Annotated in this window: 14 protein-coding genes; 5 read left to right on the top strand and 9 right to left on the bottom strand. The window is 37.1% G+C overall.

Annotation, left to right across the window (positions count from 1 at the left end; translation table 11 throughout):
* Nucleotides 1–22: 22 nt before the first annotated feature.
* Nucleotides 23–2,344 carry a TonB-dependent receptor gene (locus IWB64_RS06660; RefSeq protein WP_194533261.1) on the bottom strand — a complete coding sequence of 774 codons (2,322 nt, stop codon included), beginning with the start codon at nt 2,342–2,344 and terminating at the stop codon, nt 23–25.
* 120 nt (nt 2,345–2,464) lie between these two features.
* Between IWB64_RS06660 and IWB64_RS06655 the strand changes: the two genes are divergently transcribed.
* The 4 genes from IWB64_RS06655 (at nt 2,465) to IWB64_RS06640 (ending at nt 7,495) form a co-directional block, all read left to right on the top strand.
* On the top strand, nt 2,465–3,694 hold the full coding sequence (locus IWB64_RS06655; protein WP_194533260.1) for a hypothetical protein: 1,230 nt from the start codon (nt 2,465–2,467) through the stop codon (nt 3,692–3,694).
* Nucleotides 3,695–4,180: 486 nt separating this feature from the next.
* The gene (locus tag IWB64_RS06650) at nt 4,181–5,065 is read left to right on the top strand and encodes a UDP-2,3-diacylglucosamine diphosphatase (RefSeq protein WP_194533259.1); all 885 of its coding nucleotides are present in this window, start codon (nt 4,181–4,183) and stop codon (nt 5,063–5,065) included.
* Nucleotides 5,066–6,079 carry a glycosyltransferase family protein gene (locus tag IWB64_RS06645; RefSeq protein ID WP_194533258.1) on the top strand — a complete coding sequence of 338 codons (1,014 nt, stop codon included), beginning with the start codon at nt 5,066–5,068 and terminating at the stop codon, nt 6,077–6,079.
* Nucleotides 6,080–7,495: a GH1 family beta-glucosidase gene (locus tag IWB64_RS06640; RefSeq protein WP_194533257.1), complete on the top strand. Its 1,416-nt coding sequence runs from the start codon at nt 6,080–6,082 to the stop codon at nt 7,493–7,495.
* A gap of 237 nt (nt 7,496–7,732) precedes the next feature.
* On the opposite strand, the gene IWB64_RS06635 is transcribed toward IWB64_RS06640, so the two are convergent.
* Genes IWB64_RS06635 through uxaC form a run of 4 tightly spaced genes read right to left on the bottom strand, consistent with a single transcriptional unit; the run spans nt 7,733 to nt 11,884 of the window.
* The gene (locus IWB64_RS06635; RefSeq protein WP_194533256.1) at nt 7,733–9,028 is read right to left on the bottom strand and encodes a TRAP transporter large permease; all 1,296 of its coding nucleotides are present in this window, start codon (nt 9,026–9,028) and stop codon (nt 7,733–7,735) included.
* Nucleotides 9,029–9,033: 5 nt separating this feature from the next.
* Nucleotides 9,034–9,492, bottom strand: coding sequence for a TRAP transporter small permease (locus tag IWB64_RS06630; protein WP_155595426.1), 459 nt, complete (start codon nt 9,490–9,492; stop codon nt 9,034–9,036).
* 1 nt (nt 9,493) lies between these two features.
* Entirely contained in the window at nt 9,494–10,435 is a 942-nt protein-coding gene (locus tag IWB64_RS06625; protein ID WP_226975995.1) for a TRAP transporter substrate-binding protein, read from the bottom strand.
* Between the two features lie 51 nt (nt 10,436–10,486).
* A complete protein-coding gene (uxaC, locus tag IWB64_RS06620) occupies nt 10,487–11,884 on the bottom strand; it encodes a glucuronate isomerase (protein WP_194533254.1) in 1,398 nt (465 codons plus the stop codon).
* 305 nt (nt 11,885–12,189) lie between these two features.
* Here uxaC and IWB64_RS06615 point away from each other — a divergent pair, with 305 nt between their 5' ends.
* Nucleotides 12,190–12,900 (top strand): SDR family oxidoreductase, encoded by a 711-nt coding sequence (locus IWB64_RS06615; protein WP_194533253.1) that lies wholly within the window; start codon nt 12,190–12,192, stop codon nt 12,898–12,900.
* A 20-nt stretch (nt 12,901–12,920) separates the two neighbouring features.
* Here the strand turns inward: IWB64_RS06615 and IWB64_RS06610 are convergent, their stop codons facing one another.
* From IWB64_RS06610 to IWB64_RS06595, 4 genes are all read right to left on the bottom strand, one after another.
* The gene (locus IWB64_RS06610) at nt 12,921–15,677 is read right to left on the bottom strand and encodes a PD-(D/E)XK nuclease family protein (RefSeq protein WP_194533252.1); all 2,757 of its coding nucleotides are present in this window, start codon (nt 15,675–15,677) and stop codon (nt 12,921–12,923) included.
* A gap of 62 nt (nt 15,678–15,739) precedes the next feature.
* Nucleotides 15,740–17,098, bottom strand: coding sequence for an OmpA family protein (locus IWB64_RS06605; RefSeq protein WP_194533251.1), 1,359 nt, complete (start codon nt 17,096–17,098; stop codon nt 15,740–15,742).
* 113 nt (nt 17,099–17,211) lie between these two features.
* A complete protein-coding gene (kbl, locus tag IWB64_RS06600) occupies nt 17,212–18,405 on the bottom strand; it encodes a glycine C-acetyltransferase (protein ID WP_194533250.1) in 1,194 nt (397 codons plus the stop codon).
* Between the two features lie 4 nt (nt 18,406–18,409).
* Nucleotides 18,410–21,517: a UvrD-helicase domain-containing protein gene (locus IWB64_RS06595; RefSeq protein ID WP_194533249.1), complete on the bottom strand. Its 3,108-nt coding sequence runs from the start codon at nt 21,515–21,517 to the stop codon at nt 18,410–18,412.
* Between the last annotated feature and the right edge of the window lie 79 nt (nt 21,518–21,596).

Raw genomic sequence — 21,596 nt, 5'->3', positions numbered from 1 at the left:
TTTATTACCTATCAATCTCTTTTTAAAAGCTAAAAGTAAATGTAGTTCCAACTGTAGCAGGTGTTCCTAACCAACCAAATCCAGATTCAGAATATTCTAAATAATACTTTTTATCTAAAATATTACGTGCCCATAAAGACAACTTAATCTTGTTGATTGATAATGTTGCTTGCGCATCCAACAGTTGATAGGCATCTGATGTGTAATCTGCCGAATTGGAATCTTCCCAATATATTTTTCCGGTTCCGTTGTAGTTCACGCTAAGATCTAGAGTAGTTTTCTCATTGAACGGAATGTTTGACGCCAAGCCTAAATTGAAGTTGTTTTGAGGCACCAAGGAGGTGTTTTTATCATTAAACTGATTTAGGTCTCTTTCGGTTCCGCTTTCGCCTCCGGTAGATCCGCCTTCAGTTATTTTAGATTTCACGAATCCGTAATTGAACAAAATATCTAAATATTTAGACACTCTGGTTTTGGTGTCAAATTCAAATCCAACAATAGTACTCTTATCATAATTAAAATTACCGGGTGTAAAATCATCACCAGTAATAGCAAACTGTTGTCTGTTGGTAAAGTCAGAAAAGAATACTGAGCCATTCAAGATAAAACGATTGTTCCATGAAGACGTTTTAAAACCAACCTCATAATTATCGGAAAATTCTCCTTTAAAATCCCTATTGAATAGTGGGGTTACTTTTGGGTTAAACCCTCCTGCACGATATCCACGTCCATAATTTGCATAAAGCAATACGTTTTCTGTAGATTGATAAGACAGGGAGACTTTAGGTTGGAGTACATTCTCTTTTTTCTCATCGGTTTGGTCATTTAACAAATCATCCAAATCAAATCTATCGCTATCAAAACGTAGCCCTGCTGAAGCAGTCAATTTATCTGTTAGCTTATAATCAAAGAAACCAAAAACTGCCAACGTCTTAAAAGTGGCAACATAATCTGTAACGGCCCATTCATCGCTTAAAAAATAATCACTTTGAAAAAATGGACGCTCTATATTTTGATAAAAACCTCCTAAGCTCCAGTCAAATTTTGTGTCTGTTCTTCTATTTGTTAACCGCAGCTCTTGGTTAAAAGATTTGGTATCATTGGTTTCGCCTTGATCGAGCCAAAAAACTTCGATAAAATCTAAATCACCAACTGTTTTTCTTTTCACGTTATTATAAGATGTAATACTTTGTAGTTTTACATTTTCTAAACTGTATTCCAAATTAAGATTGGTATAGAAATTCTGCATTTCAGAATCTCCAAAAGTATCTTGCGAAATAACGTTATCACCTTTATCCGGGTTTGGATTCAAATAATCTAAACCAACAGCAAAGAAATCATTGTCCGCAGAACTAGGATTTGTAGAATAATATGTAGCTCCACCTTTAGAATCAATATATTGAGCCGTAACACTTGCCTTAAATTGTGATGAAAGTTTAAACATCATTTGCCCTCTAAGGGTAAACTCTTTTCTGAAATCTACTTTTTTATCTAAAAACTCGTTAGTCAACAGGCCGTCAAAATTTTTGTACTGTGTTGAAAGGCGGTAAAAAATCTTATCCTTTTTAACGGCTCCCGATGATACCAAACCTCCAGTTATTGCATTACCGTTACCATAACCCAAGGTTACTTTATTCTGCATGGTATTGGTAGGTTCCTTAGAGTAAATATTAATGGCACCTCCAATAGCGTTCTTTCCATAAAGAGCACCTTGTGGTCCTTTTACAACTTCTATCAAAGCCAAATCAAACAATTCTTGATTTAACAGACTAGGATCTGCTATTGTAACCCCATCTATTACAAATGCAACAGGAGCATCAGAATTTCGAATTTGAGGTATCCCTCTAATTACTAAAGAATTTACCCCGATAGCCTGACTTTCGCTCAACTTAAGGTTAGGCACTAAATTGGCAAAGTTGGCTACATTATTTATACCCGCTTTTTCAATCCCGTCAGAATTAAAGGCTGTAACGGATTCTGGAGTTGTCTGAATTGAAGCGGTACGCTTTCTAGATTTACCCATTACACCAGCAAAGCCCTGCACCACAACATTGTCTAATTGCTGTGCATCTTCTTCCATAACAATGTTTATGGTAGCGTTCTCTCCTATCGTTACTTCTTGTTTTTTGAAGCCGATATACGAAATCTCCAATACTGCATTGGTAGTGGTGGTAATCTCATAGTTTCCATTGAAATCTGTTGTTACCCCGTTGGTTGTTCCTTTTTCAACAATGTTTACCCCCGGCAAAGGCTCTCCGTTAAAATTTACGGTGCCGCTTACCGTCTTTTCTTGTGCCAAAATTACGATTGGCATCAACATTAAAATAAATAGTAGTTTTTTCATAAGTGACTGGCTTATATATGCTTTGAATTAGTTTGATAAAAGTAGTTCGCACATATTCTTATCAATTATTTACGATTACTAAAAGTTTATTTAATAATTTTAAAACATAAATCGGAATTCATGAAAAAACAGGAATTTTTTAGTCTGCCCCTCACCGCTGCGTATTTTGAAATTTTGATAGTGCAATTAAAAGAAACCTTCAAAAAAAAGCATGGTATAAAAGAGATACCGAAATCCATGCAATTCTATGGGTATGGAAATTATGATTCCGAGAAGCCAAACCTTAAAGAAGACTTAGAACATATTGGAAGCGATTTTATCAATGGAAAGTATCTTTATGACAAAGTTAGGGACTTTAGAAAGGGAAAACCGGTCATAAAAATCAACCAATATTACAAATCCGTTCTACTTTTATACTTAGGTTATGATTCCGTTGATAGTTTTCTTGATGAAAACCGGCTAGAAGAATCAAAGGAAAAAAAACAGCTTGCCCTATTGTATGATGAGCAGGCAAACAAAACTTTTTATTACATAAACTATTACTATGGGGAGGATGATGTTATCCTAAAAGGAGAAACAATTATATCCAACAACTGGAAAAAGATAAAGCATACCTATGTATACCCTCAAGAAGATGGAACGAAAAAAGAGCATTACAATTTTGGAAATATAGTCCGGAGAGAAGACACCTTGCACATTAATTCCAAAACCTTGTTAGACGGCAAATTGGTGGAGGGAGCCAGTGAAATCTATTACATAGGGCATACCGATCCCTCTAACGTAAGGTATTTAATAGGTACCTACTGTACTTTTGACATCTACACAAATACCGTGGCAGGGCAAACAATTCTTGAAAGATGTGACTCCAAGGAAGATATGGAGGAGCGGTCTAAAAATCCTAATATCCCCCCGTATATTGCCATGGAAATCAGGAGCAAAAGAATTGTAAACAAAAGCATAGTACCCAAGCACTTTCTTGAAATTTCCGAAGCTAGCCCATATGCATCAATATATGAAAGCCTTACTGGCTCCTATATGTTGACTTTCTATTTTCCTAACGGATTTGAGGAAAAACTCTATTTTAAAATTTTGTCTACCAATTATAAAATGATTGTTCAAACAGAGAATGTCTATTTTGAAGAAGATAATCTGGATTTACTCAACAAAGGTTCCGTAGTACATTTTAGTTTTAATTTTGCAGGTATTATAGCCTTTGACCATGTAGATATTTACTTTAAAACCTACTTCTTAAAAGACGACAGCGAAAGACATGATGGTGTTTTTAGCGGGATTGATAATGAAAATAGATTGGTTAGTGGTTCCGTATCCATAGCGTTTAGTAAATCATAGGTTAGGAAAGTAGAATCAACAGCTTCCTAAAGAACCTATATTTTCATAATGATAGCTTGATATTAAGTTAACTCTTTTACCACCTCTTTGACCGAATTTTGCGGTGTGATTATTTGAGTTAATCTAGTTTGAGTTAGTTTAGTAAAACCGATGTACGTCTCATGCATCGGTTTTTTCTTGTTTAAAATACAGTTCTTCTATTCAAATCACTGTTTACGGATAACTCTCATTGTACCCTAAAAAAAGAGACAACACCTCCACAGAACAAATCCTAAAATGTAAAGATTAACTAACGAATTGTTAATCTATAGTTTACGGTAGACCAAACTAAAAGAACAACCTTTATATAAACTTGTTTTCTCAGATGAAAATAGTTTCAATGTACTTGTCGGCCCTATTGACAAACCTTCTAATCTTACAATTTAGAGGCTACGTTTCGCCTCTAAAATTCAAAAAAACAAGAAAGTATAGCAACCCCTCTTTACCATGAAAAAAAGACCAGTAGATATTGTTGTCATTTCAGACATACACCTTGGCACATACGGTTGTCACGCAAAAGAACTTATTCAGTATTTAAAGTCCATCAACCCTAAGCAAATAGTACTCAACGGCGATATTGTAGACATATGGCAGTTTAATAAACGGTATTGGCCAAAATCCCATATGAAAGTTGTAAAACTGCTTATGGAGTGGATTACCAAAGGAGTAAAAGTGCACTACATTACTGGTAATCATGATGAAATGATGCGTAAGTTTTCAGGTTTTAACCTAGGTTCTTTCAGTATAGTTAATAAACTAGTCTTACCTGTTCATGGCAAAAAAGCTTGGATTTTTCATGGCGATGTTTTTGACGTTACCATGCAACACTCTAAATGGCTAGCAAAACTGGGTGCTATTGGGTACGACACCCTCATACTCATAAATAGCGCGGTAAACTTCTGTTATAAAAAATTGGGAAAAGGTCCTGTTTCCATGTCCAAAAAAATAAAGAACAGCGTAAAATCTGCTGTGAAGTTTATTAATAATTTTGAGCAAACTGCGGCCGACATTGCCATAGAGAATGAATTTGACTATGTCATCTGTGGACATATTCACCAGCCGGAAATTAAATCTATTAAAACCGATAACGGTTCCGTAATGTATCTAAATTCCGGTGATTGGATTGAAAACCTCACCGCGTTAGAATACGTTAAAGGCGAATGGACATTATACAGATATGAAGATGACAAGCACATTCAAGCAAATAATTCAGATAGTAATGACCACGTTGAAATGTTGGAAAAAAAAGAGCTTTTCCAAAGTTTAATGGCGGAGTTCAATGCCATGGTAACATCAAAAGTGAGCAAAGATCAACCTCAAAACACACATTAGATGAAAGTACTCTATGCTATACAAGGCACGGGAAATGGACATCTAAGTAGGGCCCGTGATATCATTCCCGCTTTACAGAGCAGAAATATTGAACTAGATATATTGGTCAGCGGCACCCAAGCAGACATTAAGTTACCCTACCCCATAAAATATCAACTCAATGGTTGGAGTTTCATTTTTGGAAAAAAAGGCGGTGTTGATATGTGGCGCACCTATTTAAAAACAAATGCCGCCAGAATAAAAAAAGAAATCAAAAGTATTCCCGTGGCGGAATATGATTTAGTGATAAACGATTTTGAACCTATATCTGCTTGGGCCTGCAAAGCCAAGAACCTACCATGTGTGGCTCTTAGTCATCAATCGGCTGTTTTATCTCGCTATGCTCCCAAACCGAAACAAAAAGACCATCTGGGCAAAATTATACTTGAAAAGTATGCGCCTTCTACCTCACAATACGGATTTCATTTTAAGAATTATGACGATAACATATTCACACCCATTATTAGGCAAGATGTAAGGTCTACCAAAACTACCCTGGGAGAACATTACACAGTTTACCTTCCTTCCTATAGCGATGAAAAAATTCTAAAAATGCTCTCGCAAATTAAGGATGTAAAATGGCAAATATTCTCAAAACATAACCAGAAAGAGTTTCTCTCAAAGAACATTACCATTAGACCCATCACCAACGAAGCTTTCGTTAACAGTATGGCAAGTAGTAGGGGTATACTTTGTGGTGCAGGATTTGAAACCCCCGCCGAAGCTTTATACATGCAAAAGAAATTATTAGTTATTCCTATGAAAGGCCAATATGAGCAACAATGTAATGCGGCAGCATTAAAAGATATGGGTGTTCCGGTAATTAAATCGTTAAAAATGAAGCAGCTGGACAAAATTAAAACTTGGATTAACACGGAGGCCAAGATAGATGTGAACTACCCTGACCTAACAGATGAAATAATTAAATCCGTTTTAGAAGAATCATTAACGTTTGAAAAAGACAAACAATTTTAAATGACGCATACAAGTGAGCAATCATCATTTAATTTGGATTCTAAGGATTTTGGTGAAGATTTTGTTTGGGGGGTTTCTACCGCTGCTTATCAAATTGAAGGCGCACATGATGCGCATGGAAAAGGAGCTTCTATTTGGGATGAATTTGTTACTAAAAAAGGAACCATTTTTGAAAATCAGCACGGACAGATAGCCTGTGATTTCTACAACAAGTACAGAGATGATATCCTTTTAATGCAATCGATGAATATTAATCACTTTCGGTTTTCATTGTCCTGGTCCAGAATACTACCAGAAGGAACGGGAAGAGTAAATCAAAAAGGAATAGAATTCTATAATGATGTTATTAATTTTTGTTTGGAATGTGGTGTTACGCCATGGATAACACTTTATCATTGGGATTTACCCCAAGCTCTAGAAAAATTGGGCGGTTGGACAAATCGGAAAATTTTAGATTGGTTTGAAGATTATGTAAAAATATGTGCAGACACCTTTGGTGACCGCGTAAAGCATTGGATGGTGCTAAACGAACCTATGGTATTTACCGGAGCTGGTTATTTTTTGGGTGTGCATGCTCCAGGAAAGAAAGGGCTTAGAAATTTTATACCCTCCATACATCATGCGGTTTTATGCCAAGCTTTAGGAGGACGATTACTACGTAAAATAGTGCCGGGCGCAATTATAGGAACTACTTTCTCATGTTCTCAAATTACGCCGCGATCAAATAGTAAAAAAGACCTTAAAGCAGCTGATAAGGCAGATGCTCTTTTAAACCGTCTTTTTATTGAACCTAGTTTAGGTCTCGGTTATCCTGACCAAAGTATTCCCGTGCTACGGAAAATTAAAAAGTACGAAAGACCGGAAGATGCGCAAAACAGTATTTTTGAGTTTGACTTTATCGGTATTCAAAATTATACCCGAGAGGTGGTTAGGCATAGTTATACCGTACCTTATCTAAGAGCCAAAATTGTAAAAGCACCTGTACGAAACGTTCAGACTACACTAATGGACTGGGAGGTTTACCCACCTAGCATTTATGAGATGTTGAAAAAATTCAACACTTACAAAGGTGTTAAAAAGATATTGATTACCGAAAATGGAGCTGCTTTTGAAGACACTTTAAAGGATGGAGCAGTTACCGATTTAGAACGAACCTCCTATCTTCAAAATTATTTAAAACAAGTACACAAAGCCAGCTCAGAAGGACTTAAAGTCTCAGGTTACTTTGTGTGGACTTTTACGGATAACTTCGAATGGGCCGAAGGGTATTACCCTAGATTCGGTTTGGTACACATCGACTTTAAAACTTTAAAACGGACTATTAAGACCTCTGGAAAATGGTATCGTGATTTTTTAGGAAAGAAAGAACAAAAAGAAGTCTTTAAAACCAAAAAAACCGATGTCCCCATCGGCTAAATAGTATTCAAGCTAATTCAAATAAGAACGTATGCCAGATAGCGCAAGGCAAAGATGCCTCTTATCCATGCCCTTGTCGTAATGTTAAGATTAGGGCTTTATTACGCTTGTGTTAAGTCCTTACAATTCCTCTCTTCTTGACTTATGTCCAATAAAAAAACTAACAATTATAGAGTGTCTCTCTAAACACCTCATACAATCGTTAGTTTTCTCAAAATTAAATTATCGTTCTATATTCTACAAATCAAACAAACTAGGCAACCAAAGGCTTAGTGCAGGAATGTAGGTTACTAGTAACAGTGCTATTACCATAGCTATAAACAGCGGCAACAGCGGTTTTATCACTTTTTCTATGGTTGTGTTGGCAATACCAACCCCCACAAAGAGTACAGAGCCTACAGGCGGCGTACACAGACCAATACAAAGATTCAGAACCATGATGATTCCAAAATGTACTGGATCCAATCCTAATTTTGTTACAACCGGTAAAAAGATTGGTGTAAAAATCAATACTGCTGGAGTCATATCCATAAAAATACCCACGAACAACAATAGTAAGTTGATGATAAGAAGTATGACAATTTTATTATCGCTTATACCAAGAAGACCTGAACTAATTTCTTGCGGAATGTTCTCGTATGATAAGGCCCAAGACATACTCATAGAAGCCCCAATCAGTAACATTACAATAGCTGTAGTAGAAGCGGAATCCAATAGAATTTTTGGAAGCCTAGGAAGTGATATCTCCTTGTAGAAAAATCCTAACAACATACTGTATAATACCGCGATGGCCGATGCTTCTGTCGCTGTAAAAATACCAGCCACGATACCACCGATAACTACTACCAGCATAAAAAGACTAGGCAATGCATCAACAAAAGTTTTAAAAACCTCTTTTAACGTGCTTCGTTTTCCAACTTTATAGCCCTTTTTCTTAGCCCAAAATGAAGCAATGATCATCAGAAAAAGTCCTGTTAATATACCCGGAATATATCCTGCTAAGAACAGAGCTGCAATAGAAGCCCCACCACTTGCCAAAGAATACACGATAAGTACATTACTAGGAGGAATAATAAGACCTGTAGTAGCTGCAGTGATGTTCACGGCCGCACCAAATTCACGAGAATACCCTTCCTTTTCCATTTCGGGACCTAAAATACTTCCCATAGCGGAAGCAGCTGCCATGGCTGAACCAGCAATTGCTCCCATGAGCATGGCGGAAACAATATTAATTAGTGCCAAACCACCTGGTAAGGAACCCACCAATGTTTTTGCAAAAGCAATTAACCGGTGTGCGATTCCCCCTTTGTTCATTAGTTCACCCGAGAGAATAAATAAGGGTATGGCTAAAAGGGCAAAACTATCTAGACCTGTGCCTATTCGTTGAGAAACTGTCGTAAATGCCGGTAACACAGGAATGCTTACCAACATGGTAAGAACAGATGATATGGCAATACTCCATGCAACGGGAGTTCCTATGGCCAATAGAACTACAAAACTCAGGACCAAAACTATAATTGGTAAATACTCCATAATACTTAGTCTTTAAGAAGGTCAGAAATTTTATAATAGATAATTAGCACTCCGCTAATAGGAATCACAAGGTAAACAAGAGATAATGGCACTTGTAAAGCTGGCGAATGTTGGTCCAAAACGTGAGTAATGTAAACCAATCTAGAACCACCAATAACCAAAGCTCCAAGACTAAACAGAATGACCAACCAATGCACTATTAATTGTAATTTCTTTTGTGTTCCCTCACTGAAACGCTTTGGCAACACATCAATTGCAACGTGAAGATTTTTACCTGATACGTATGCGGCACCTAAAATTCCAACCCAAATCATTAGGTATCTGGCTAGCTCATCTGTAAATGAACTTGGTGAACCCAATAAAAACCGACTGAATACCTGCCACAGTACGTTTAAGACCATTATTCCCATTATCGTGACGAGAAAATAGGCCAACACTTTATCAATGTTTTTCCTTAATTCCATATTATTTGGTTGCTTGAATTTCTTGAATCAATTTGTAGATAACTTCGTCATCCTTGTATTTGTCAAACGAGTCTTTTATTTTTTCCGAAAAGAGCGTTTTATCTGGTCTAATAATTTCAACACCAGCTTTTTCCACCTCAGCTAGGGCTTCATCTTCCGCCTCTCCCCATAATTTTCTTTGGTAACCCACTGAACCATCAACAGCTTTCTTTAACCATCCTTGCTCTTCCTCAGAAAGGCTATCCCATAAATGAGTACCTGCTAATAAGACATCTGGTAGTACGGTATGTTCATCTAAAGTGTAAAATTTACAAACCTCGTAGTGTCTGGAAAGATAGAAACTAGGCGGATTATTTTCTGCTCCATCTACCACGCCCTGTTGTAATGCCGTGTACAATTCACCCCAAGAAATAGGTGTTGGCGAACCTCCAAGGTCCTTAACCATATCCATGGCCGTGACACTCTCCATAACCCTGATTTTTAATCCCGCAAGATCATCCGGATTATTTATAGGTCTGTCTTTCGTGTAAAAACTACGGCTTCCCGCATCATAATACCCCAATCCTTTAAGCCAGTACTGTTCTCCGTCATTCAATAACTCTTGGCCAATAGGACCGTCAAGCACATCAAACGAATGTTGTCTATCTCTAAATAAGAAAGGTAAACCCAACACTCTCATTTTAGGTGCAAAATTTTCAAGGGTTCCCACAGACACCTTGGTCATATCTAAACTTCCTATTTGAAGCAATTCAAGACATTGGCGCTCGGTGCCCAATTGTTGGTTTGGATAAATTTCCAATAGCATTTTACCACCAGAAAGTTCCTTTAAGTCCTCACCCATTTTAACCATGGCCTTATGTACAGAATGGTTAACGTCTAACCCGTGGGCCAAACGAATAGTGCGGTTTCCACCAAGTTCGCCACAGCCGCTAATCAAAAACATACCCAGACAGAAAAAAACAAATTTTACATTCAATTTCATATAATAATCAAATTAGAGATCAAAGTACTCCTTAGCATTATTGTAGCAGATATTCTGTATCATTTTACCAATCCACTCCATATCGTTAGGCAATTCTCCTTTGGCCATTTCATTGCCAAAAAGATTACAGAGAATACGACGGAAATATTCATGTCTCGGAAAGGAAAGGAAACTTCTAGAATCCGTCAACATTCCCACAAAACTACTTATTAGGCCCATGTTAGAAAGGGTATTGATTTGCTCTATCATACCATCCTTTTGGTCTAAGAACCACCAACCGGAACCCCATTGAACTTTTCCTTTAACGCTACCATCATTAAAGTTGCCCGCCATTGTTGCCATTAAAGCATTATCACGCGGATTCAAATTATAAAGTATGGTTTTGGTAAGCTTATTTCTACGATCTAGGGTGTCCAGAAATTTAGAAAGACTTTCGCCTTGCGTATAATCACCAATAGAATCCCAACCGGTATCAGGACCTAGTTCGGCTAACATTCTTGTATTATTATTACGAAGCGCTCCTAAATGAAACTGTTGCACCCAACCAAACTCGTGATAGGTTTCTGAGAGATACAACAAAATAGCACTTTGGAACTTTGCGGCCTCTTCTTGGGTTACCTGGTGTCCCTCTCTCCTTTTCTTGAAAATTGCTTTCACTTCTACTTCCCTAAAATCTTCTGCATAGAGGTGAGACAAACCGTGGTCGCACACGAAACAACCGTTAGCATTAAAAAATTCGATACGATTACGCAATGCATCACAAAGCTGGTCATACGTGTTGATAGCAGAGTTAGAAACCTTCTCTAAGCTCTCAATATATTCATTGTAAGTTTCGCTACCAATCAAAATGGCTTTATCTGGTCTAAAGGCTGTGCTCACTTTGGTTGTAAAGTCGCTTTTGGCCAACTGCCTGTGATATTTTAAAGTATCCGTTGGATCTTCAGTAGTACAAAGCATATTTACATTCATCTTACTAATCAACCCTCTAGAAGTAAATTCTGAAGATTGTAACATTTCTGTAGTAGCATCGTAAACTGCAGAAGCATTTTTTCCGCTTAAGGTATCGGTTATACCAAAGTATCTTGAAAGTTCCAGATGTGTCCAATGATACAAAGGGTTTCGCATGGTATGTGGAACGGCTTCTGCCCATTTCACGAACTTTTCCTTATCCGTTGCATCTCCTGTGATATACTTTTCGTTAATACCAAGAGTTCTCATTGCCCTCCATTTATAATGATCCCCATCAATCCAAGCTTTTGTAATATTTGTAAAAACCCGATTCTCTGCTAAGTCTTTTGGCGGGAGATGATTATGGTAATCTATTATAGGCATTTGAACAGCATACTCATGATAGAGCGACTGTGCCTGCTTACTCTCTAGTAAGAAATTATCGTCTAAAAATTTCGTCACTTGTTATAATTTTTACTTCGGTTATATTATTCTTTGAAATACTATTTTGCATTATATTTCAAACAACCTTAAGCCTCTAAAATAGGTTTCTATTCTGGTATTGACAAGAAAAATTACAGAATCAACACTCAGGTGTCTAAGTCAGTGCAAATATTAACAATTTTGGTTGTTAAAATTGCATAAATAGTATCGATAGAATGATTTTACCCCCTTTTTAGAACGGACAACTTCTTATTTAAGAAAAGAATAACGTCCAAGACTTCTTCTTCAATCTTTATAGATTTAATTTTATAAAAAAGAACGATATGAATTTAAATGATAAAGTAGTTTATATAACAGGAGGTTCAAAAGGAATAGGGTACGGTGTTGCTGTTAAATTATTAGAAGCAGGAGCTAAAGTGGCCATAAGCGGAAGAACCCTTAAGACAGTTGAGGAAGCTGCAAAACAGCTAAATGCCCAAGACCACGTTCTTGCTTTGGCTTCAGATGTTTCAAAACACGGCGATGAAAAGGCTGCTGTTAAAAAAATATTGGATAAATGGGGCCAGTTAGATGTTGTTGTAGCAAACGCAGGTGTAGGTCATTTTGCACCCGTAGACGAGCTTACGGAAGACGCGTGGCATCAAATGATAGATACTAACCTTAGCGGTGTTTTCCATACGTTAAAAGCTTCGGTTGAAGCTTTAAAAAAATCAAAGGGATATTATATTACTCTGGCAAGTTTGGCCGGCACAAATTTTTTCGCATCCGGAGCAGGCTATAACGCTACTAAATTTGGTGTAGTTGGTTTTACGCAAGCAGTCATGTTAGACCTACGCAAGTATGATATTAAAGTTTCTACAATTATGCCAGGTTCTGTTTCATCCCATTTTGCAGGTAATGAACCAGATGAAAAAGATGCTTGGAAAATACAGCCTGAGGATATTGGCGAACTTGTACTGGACTTATTGAAAATGAATCCGCGTACCTTGCCCAGTAAAATAGAAGTGCGACCTACTAGACCGGATAAAAAATAGAATTTCTACTGGGTTGGGAGTTATACTTCTTTCTCCTCGAACGGAACTTTAATATTACAAATTTCAGTAATTAAAGCTGTGAGCTCAGTATAAAATAGGGAAAGAGTTTCTTTCCCTATTTTTGTTTCTTTTTTTGCGCCATTGCCCGCCTTATCCTTTGTCGCGAACTTCATTACGCCAGAACTCAGCTTTTTAAAGGATATAATTCCTGCTTCCATAAGTACTTCCGGATGTTCAGAAGCGTACATTGTGGCATAACAAAGGAGCTGAAAAGCTTTACTGAATTTATAATCTGATGTTATGGATATACCATCTACAATTTCCAATTGATTCCGTTCAACTCTTCCCGTTTTATAATCTATGATTCTTAACGTTCCATCTATTTCATCAATCCTATCTAATTTACCTTTCAGATTAATTGGAAAGTCTACCGAAGGAATATCTAGCGATATCTTAAGATTAGCTTCTAAGCCTACTATTTTAATCTGATGTTTTTTGACATCGTCAATTTCCAAATTAATAAAGTTCTCCATGTAACGAAGAACCACGTTAAAGGCAATGAGATTTTTACCTCTAGAGATATCACCATCTAAATAGGTCTTAGCAAAGTGTTTTTTTACTAATTCTGCTACTTTAGTTTTAGCATCCACTAGTTTTTCTTCAGTCAAAATACTTCCGATGAAAGGAGTATAGAGGTCCTCTAAAGTATCATGAACAATAGTACCAAAAGTATTGGCTGCTATAGTTTCTTCAACCTCAAGCACATCATCAATACCAAGTAAATTCCTTTTATAAAAATCAATAGGATTTCTAACGTAGTTGCTAAGCGATGTAGGCGAAAACCCCTTTAAAGCGTGCGCCTTAATGAGTTCTAGCAAGCAACTGTCTTTCTCAATAGACTCTAAAACATGTTGCTTAGGTGATATGATTGGCGATGCTACGCTCTCATTAATAATAGAACTTCTGTTCTCATCAGTCAGCAATTGGTTTATAAGTCTACTACGCTCTCCTCCTTCTAATACGTCTGGTTCTGTGTTATACAGGACATAGATATTTTTAGCACGCTGCAATAACCTGTAAAAGTGATAGGTATATACAGCATCCTTTTCCTTAAAGGTTGGAAGCCCTAATTGTACTTTTAAGTCGAATGGAATAAATGAATTATTTGATTTTCCTGAAGGAAGTATTCCTTCGTTTACGGAAGTAATAATAACCGTTTCAAAATCCAGGTTACGACTTTCTAGCATTCCCATTACTTGTAATCCTTCTAATGGTTCCCCTTGAAAATCAAGTGTTTCAGAAGATAATAGCTCGCGATAAAGGCCCAATAAGGATTTAAGGTCCGTTATAAAATCATACTTCTCCACCAAATCAGACAACTGGTTGAATAAATTAAAATATCTATAAAGATACTCTAGAGACAAAGCATCTTTGGTATCATGAAGTTTGTCTTTAAGCGCTGCTATTATACGCAAACAGTGTTCTAGAATTTCTTTTGGAGTAGGTGTTTTTTCATGAAATAGCAATGTGGAGGCCATAGTGCCATTTTTTTCCACTTGTTTAATATGATCTGTATTGATATACACCCAATTCTTATTTTTTATAACTTCTTCAATAGACTCTACGTTGTGACCTTCGTTATCATTTCCTAAAAGTATATGCACATAAGGGTGCGCCAAAAATGATAGTATATTCTGATAGAACCAACCTTGTTCGTTCCTATTGATATACAGGTTTAAAAACTGATCAAATAAACTAGCCAATGGAATCTTATTTAAAGGGTAACCCATGGTTACGTTGACCCTTTCAATACATTCAGGTATAGAATTTAAAATTGGGTTTAAAAGAGATTCATCACCTAGTACAACAGCGGTTCGTTTTAAATCAGAAGCTTTCTGGCCATGAATACTCTCAAGTAAATGGGCAGTATACTTTGCTTGTGAGACATTCTTGGGCACTCCGATCACGTTAATCGCTTTATCTCCTAGATAGTATGAGCTTACACCTTTAAGTGCATTTTCTTTTAGATAAGGCCACGTTTTAAGGTGTTGTCTCAAAAAGAAACCCGCGTCATGAACCTTATCCTCTAAAAAGTAAGAATCTATATCCCAATAAATATCAGAATTGGCATGATCAAGAATATGTTGTATTATTTTAGTTTCTGCCGTATTCAAAGCATTGAACCCTATGAATACAAAAAACTTCTTTGGGTTCTTTTCTAAGTAAGTTTCCAACTCAGAATGGGCTTTGCGGTACACCAAACCTTGATGTCCAAGACCCACGCTCAATAAAGCCGTATTAAAATTACCGTATAATGATTCCAGGTTATTCCAAAACCGAAGGTAATCCTCCATCATTTTGGTCTTTTCCTTCTGTAGGGACCAATGGGTTAATTCCTGTATTGCAGCTAAATTAGAAAAGAGTTTTTTGGCATCAACCAGATAACGGTCAATCTCATTAAAGTCTTGTAAAAGGGTTTGTGCCCAATTAGAAAAACTATAAAAGCTGTCTCTATCTTGTGAAGTTTCTTTTAGGTAAGTATTGTAGAGAATAAAAAGCTGCTGAGTATTACTAGCGTAGGATAAACCAGATATCTGCTCAATAAAGGTTTCAATACTATATATATCAGGAGCAAAAAAAGTGCTGTCCGCAGATTTTGCTATGGCATTTTTGAGGAAAGTACCGGCCCGCTTACTTGGAAGCACAAAAACGATATGCTCGTGCGAACTGTATTTTTCCCATACTTCTTTGACTACTTCTTCTAGAAAACTCTGCATAGTCAAAAATAAAAAAAGCCCTGACAAATGTCAGGGCTTTTAAACTTATTTAGTTAAGAGAATTACTTTACTAAGTTAATCTCAACTCTTCTGTTTTCTTTTCTTCCACTTCTTGTGTTGTTAGAAGCGATAGGCTTGTCTTCACCGTAACCGATAGCAGACAATCTAAATTCTTCAATACCTTTTTCTACTAAGAACTCTTTTACAGAAAGTGCTCTTGACTCAGAAAGGCTTTGGTTCAATTTCTGGCTACCAACGCTATCAGTGTGACCTTCTACTGTAAATTTAGCATTAGGATACTCTTTTAAGATAGTGATGATGTCAACCATTACAGAAGTAGACTCAGCTTTGATAGAAGACTTACCTGTGTCAAACAAGATAGTTCTAGCATAGTCATTCAATTGCTTCTGTACTTCTTCAGTTACTTCAGGACAACCAGCGTTAGCTACTGTACCTGCAACCTCAGGACATTTATCATCTTTGTCTAATACACCGTCGCCATCACCGTCAGCCCAAGGACAACCCTTGTTCTCAGCAGGACCTGCTTCGTTAGGACACTCATCGTCACCATCAGCAACTCCGTCACCGTCAGCATCAGGACAACCTGCTAGGTTAGCCAATCCAGCTTCGTTAGGACATTTGTCATCTTTATCAGCAACTCCATCACCATCAGCATCAGGACAACCGTTCATTTCTTTAGAACCAGCTTCGTTAGGACAAGCATCTTTGCTATCTTCGATTCCATCGCCATCAGCATCAGGACAACCGTTGAAAGCTTCAAGACCAGCAACCTCTGGACAAGCATCATCTTTGTCATATACACCATCACCGTCAGTATCAGTACCACCAAACTTAACAGAGATACCTGCTAAATGTTGCCAGTGCTTACGACCGTAATCTTCAAAAGCGTGCTTGTAAGTAGTCTGTACAGTAAGACCGATGTTTTCAGTAAACCAGAAGTTTACACCAACACCACCATTAACAGTACCAGCACCAATTTCATCAACCCAAGTGTAACCACCACCTACTTCAACGAATGGATCTACAACTTTTTCCTTAAGGAAGTTATATTTAATTGTACCATCTAAAGCGTAGTGAGAAAGATCGTCTACACCAATATCGCCTAATTTGCTGATTTTGTTTAAAGATCCTCTTACACCAACGGAGATACCGTCACCTACAGATCTAGATACACCAACATAGGAAATAGAAGGAAGAATATTCCAGTGATCCGTAGCGTTGAAAAGCTCATTACCGAAAGAACTAGTCTGTGTCGGGAAATTGTCATCGCTAGTCGGGTACACATCTATGGCATTAACTCCGAATTGTACTTGCCATGGATTATTCTCGTCTTGCGCTTGCATGTTGTTGATGCCTACAATAAGGACAGCAACAACGAATAATTTGCTAAGATGTTTCATGTATTAATTTTTAAGTTTAAGTGTTTATTAGCTGCAAATGTAAGTTGTTAAATATTATTAACAAAATCAATTTCTTATTTTTTTTAACGCATTTAATACCGTAAATAATGCAGTTAAACGATTTTTAACTCCTTTCCAACGGCAATAAAAGCCTCTATTGCAAGGTCTAAGTGCTTGATATCATGGGCGGCAGACAACTGAACACGTATTCTTGCTTTGCCTTTTGGCACCACTGGGAAGAAAAATCCTATTACATAAATTCCTTTTTCCAACAAACGACTTGCCATTTGTTGCGCTAATTTAGCGTCATATAACATTACAGGTACAATAGCCGATTCACCATCTATAATATCAAAGCCTGCTTTCTTCATTCCGACCTTAAAATAAGCGGCATTTTCCTGGACCTTATCACGCAAGGAAGTATCATCTTCTAAAAGTTCAAACACCTTAATAGATGCACCCACGATAGCAGGGGCCAAAGAGTTAGAGAATAAATACGGTCTTGAACGTTGGCGTAGAATCTCAATAATTTCTTTTTTCCCTGTAGTATAACCACCCATGGCCCCACCAAGTGCTTTACCTAACGTTCCCGTAATGATGTCAATACGGCCCATAACGTCTTTTTCTTCTAACGTACCTTTTCCCGTAGGACCTATAAAGCCTGTGGCATGACATTCATCTATCATTACCATGGCATCGTACTTATCTGCCAAATCGCAAATTTTATCTAAAGGAGCCACAAGGCCGTCCATAGAGAAAACACCGTCAGTTACTATTATTTTAAATCGTGCTTGATCTTCATTGGCTTGTATCAGTTGCTTTTCTAGATCCTGCATATCACTGTTCGCATAACGGTAACGCTTCGCCTTACATAATCTAACCCCATCTATTATTGAGGCGTGATTAAGTGAATCTGATATAATAGCATCTTCTGCAGATAGTAATGGTTCAAAAACTCCACCATTGGCATCAAAGGCCGCTGCATATAATATGGTATCTTCCGTACCATAGAAATCAGCAATTTTCTTTTCCAGTTCCTTATGAATATCTTGAGTACCACAAATAAAGCGTACTGAAGACATACCAAAACCATGACTGTCCAATGTGTCTTTTGCCGCTTGAATAACTTCTGGGTGCGACGAAAGACCCAAATAGTTGTTCGCACAAAAGTTTATAACCTCTTCTCCTGTAGAAATTTTAATAACAGCACCTTGAGGCGTTGTTATTATTCTTTCACTTTTATAAAGGCCGTCTTCCTTAATACCGGTAAGTTCTTTCTCTAGGTGTTCTTTGATTTTTCCGTACATATTATTATATGAATTCTGGTGCTACTTTTTCGTTTATATAAACTATAACCTTATTCTCTACAACATACCCCATATCCTCTAAAGCATCCGCATAGGAATATAATTGTTCTTTATATTTAGGATTTGATTTACCCGTTTTATAATCTATTAGTGTTGCGCGTTTTTCTCTAATTACTATTCTATCTGGCCTTAACATCTTGCCGGCAGCAGTAATAATATCTTTTTCATTCTTTATAATACTTCCTTTACTATAATAGACGTTGAGTTCAGGATGTTTTACCACACGTTGCAGCTTGCTCCTAATCTCATCTACTTCCTGGCTTTCTATTTCGCCCTGTTGCACTGCTTTCTGTAGCGCTGGTTCAATATCATCTTCCGTTTCTATGAAACCTAATATATAATGTATAAGATTACCTTTTGAAAGCGCAGCCTCGCGGTCCGTATCCCAAAGCATTCCGGAACGTGTCAATATTTTAAAGCTAGACCTGTCCTTATGCGTATAACTGTAATCTATTTTCTGTTGTTCATTTGGTTCGTGAATGACTGGAGCTTCCTCCAAATCACCAAAGCCATAAACTAATTGGTCATCCGACCATAGGTTCTTGCCTTTTAAGTAATCAATAAATAAGCCCGAATAATAATCGGTTTTATGTTCTCCTCTTGCCAAGTCTTTTTCTGAAATGACATAAAGGGCTTTCTCCGCACGTGTTAATGCTACATATAATAGGTTAAGTGCATCAAGCTCCATTTTATGTTCTTCTTCAGAATAGATTCGGGCAGCTTCTTCACCATAATTCTCAACTTCCTTTTTCTCGGTTATAAGAATTTCTTCAAATCCGTCAAAAGCATCGGCATTAAAAGGAAGCCATATTTTTTTATCCATCCGCTTATAAATATGCTCATTGGCGAAAGGAAATATCACAATGGGAAATTCAAGTCCTTTAGACTTATGCACCGTCATAATGCGTACTGCATCTATATTATCAGGAGCCGAAATACTAAGTTTCTCTTTCTTCTTTTCCCAAAGGTTCAAAAAAGCCTGAACGCCTGTTCCTTCCTTTTGTTCGGTTTCAAGGACAAAATCCATAAAAAAGGTAATATAGGCATCAGAACCTTCTACTAAATTACATTGACGTATAGCCCGCTCCAAACCATCATAGACTGAGAGTTGTTTTAGTTCATTAACGTCAAGACTATATTCCTTTAATAAAAGGTATTCTAAGTTTTTTAGATTTTTATAGATATATTGATGTCTGTTCTTTCCGTTTTTTGAAAGAAAGGCCAGTATATCATAGACTATCTCCAGATTACTGGGATTGCCAATGTACGTTATAAGGTTTGCCAGAAAACGTACTTTTTCACTGCTATTTAGCAGTAGGCTTTCAGACGAAATAGTTGGGATTTGTTGTTGTGTAAGAAAATCTGCTAATAATACACCTTGCCGGTTACCCCTTACTAGAATACAAATGTCTTCATATCCATATTTTTTTTCAATTACAGCTGCTATGGTGTTCAATACCTCATCGCAATACTGCTCATCCCTTGTTTTATCTTCGTCCTTATCAATAAAATTAAGCTGTACCGTTCCGCCTTTTTTAGAATTATAGCCTTGTTGGTTTCCATCAACAAACATGGTATTATACATGGCGTTATTCAAAAATGGACTGGTAGCTGTAAAAAAATCGTTATTAAACTTGATAACCTCATCATAACTCCGCCAGTTTGTTGGTAGAGATTCTGTTTGGGCCGGTATTGCGAAAGGACTCGCCGTCTGATTCACCAAATCCAAAAATTGTTCGGCACGGCCACCACGCCAGCGATATATTGCCTGCTTGGCATCTCCCACTAAAAACAATGAGCCTTTGTCCCCCTGCAGATCCTCTCCTTCTAAGGCGTGACCGATAAGAGGGATTAGGTTATTCCATTGTAATGTTGATGTATCTTGAAACTCATCAACAAAATAATGACGGTATTTTTCACCCAAACGCTCATAGATAAATGGCGCAGGCTGATTTTTTATTTCTTTTGATATAATGGTATTGAACTCTGCTATAGAAAGTTGGTCACGTTCATTCTGTAAGTTTTTAACTTCCTTTTGTATGGCATTCAAAACCGTTAAGGGCACCAGATTAGAATAGGCATTCTTTAAAAAGGAAAGTTCATAAAAAGTATGCTTTATCTTGTTGAAAATTTCAGAAAACTGAGGATGCAAATCATCTAATGTAGCTTTAGTGCCATCTGGAGTAGACTTGTTGTACAAAACAGCATCAACAAAATTTTGTTTCCAAGCTGCATTAAAATCCATTGTCAAATCTCCAGCAGCAATCTTGTCCATAAACTTTGGAAAATATGCTCCCTTAAAATCTTTGTATTCCAACCCGTTTTCCTCCATTAGCTGCAACGCTAGAGAAGCAAAATCCACGAGACTTTCCTGAGCAGCCTTTATTCGTGAGCGTAAAGTTTTTTTCAACTCTACAAAATCTTTAATATCCTTATCTTTTAAGTTTTGAAGGTGCTCCGCATGATTTTCCCTAAAAAGTAACTTACCAATATTCCCAAGATCATAAGCAATATCCCAGCTTTTATCATCATCAATCTTTTCTAAGGCAAACTCCAGCAAAACCTTTGTCAGTTGCTTATCTGTTCCCGCTTTATGAACCAATTTGGCAACTGCCTCATCCAACAATAAATCCGTATCCAATACCACCTCAAAATTTTGGGGCAGTTTCAAGTCTTTTGCAAAAGTTCTAATTAATCTATGCGTAAACTTATCTATAGTAGAAATATCAAAAAAAGCATAGTTGTGCAGAATCTCCTTTAAGGTCTGCTTGGAGCGTTTGCGTAGTGTTTCTGCATCTACGTTCAGTTCTTGCATCAGATCCAAGAAAAGCGGGGGAGCCCCAACTTCATCAGTTACTTTGCCAAATTTGAACAAACTGTCCAGAATTCGGTGTTTCATTTCGTTCACAGCTTTATTCGTAAACGTAATTGCCAAAATTTTACTGAAACGATCACCCGTAGAAAGAACAATTTTAAGGTACTCCTTGGTTAACGTATGCGTCTTTCCTGAGCCCGCGGAAGCGTTATATATTTTAAAAGTGCTGTGTTCCAAGTGCTTTTTTACGCAAATTACTAATTCTAAAAAGGTTCTTAACAAATTATTTAGTGAATTTGTATGTTAAAAAATGTAA

Origin of the sequence: Zobellia nedashkovskayae (assembly GCF_015330125.1) — a bacterium.
Classification (GTDB): Bacteria; Bacteroidota; Bacteroidia; order Flavobacteriales; family Flavobacteriaceae; genus Zobellia; species Zobellia nedashkovskayae.
Note: the sequence above shows the minus strand (reverse complement) of the source record. Positions and strands in the feature narration are given on the sequence as shown.

What these genes read in the sequence shown, in the direction of transcription:
- IWB64_RS06660 (WP_194533261.1), bottom strand. Translation starts at nt 2,344, where the DNA reads ATGAAAAAACTACTATTTATTTTAATGTTGATGCCAATCGTAATTTTG.
- IWB64_RS06655 (WP_194533260.1), top strand. Translation starts at nt 2,465, where the DNA reads ATGAAAAAACAGGAATTTTTTAGTCTGCCCCTCACCGCTGCGTATTTT.
- IWB64_RS06650 (WP_194533259.1), top strand. Translation starts at nt 4,181, where the DNA reads ATGAAAAAAAGACCAGTAGATATTGTTGTCATTTCAGACATACACCTT.
- IWB64_RS06645 (WP_194533258.1), top strand. Translation starts at nt 5,066, where the DNA reads ATGAAAGTACTCTATGCTATACAAGGCACGGGAAATGGACATCTAAGT.
- IWB64_RS06640 (WP_194533257.1), top strand. Translation starts at nt 6,080, where the DNA reads ATGACGCATACAAGTGAGCAATCATCATTTAATTTGGATTCTAAGGAT.
- IWB64_RS06635 (WP_194533256.1), bottom strand. Translation starts at nt 9,028, where the DNA reads ATGGAGTATTTACCAATTATAGTTTTGGTCCTGAGTTTTGTAGTTCTA.
- IWB64_RS06630 (WP_155595426.1), bottom strand. Translation starts at nt 9,492, where the DNA reads ATGGAATTAAGGAAAAACATTGATAAAGTGTTGGCCTATTTTCTCGTC.
- IWB64_RS06625 (WP_226975995.1), bottom strand. Translation starts at nt 10,435, where the DNA reads ATGTTTTTGATTAGCGGCTGTGGCGAACTTGGTGGAAACCGCACTATT.
- IWB64_RS06615 (WP_194533253.1), top strand. Translation starts at nt 12,190, where the DNA reads ATGAATTTAAATGATAAAGTAGTTTATATAACAGGAGGTTCAAAAGGA.
- IWB64_RS06610 (WP_194533252.1), bottom strand. Translation starts at nt 15,677, where the DNA reads ATGCAGAGTTTTCTAGAAGAAGTAGTCAAAGAAGTATGGGAAAAATAC.
- IWB64_RS06605 (WP_194533251.1), bottom strand. Translation starts at nt 17,098, where the DNA reads ATGAAACATCTTAGCAAATTATTCGTTGTTGCTGTCCTTATTGTAGGC.
- kbl (WP_194533250.1), bottom strand. Translation starts at nt 18,405, where the DNA reads ATGTACGGAAAAATCAAAGAACACCTAGAGAAAGAACTTACCGGTATT.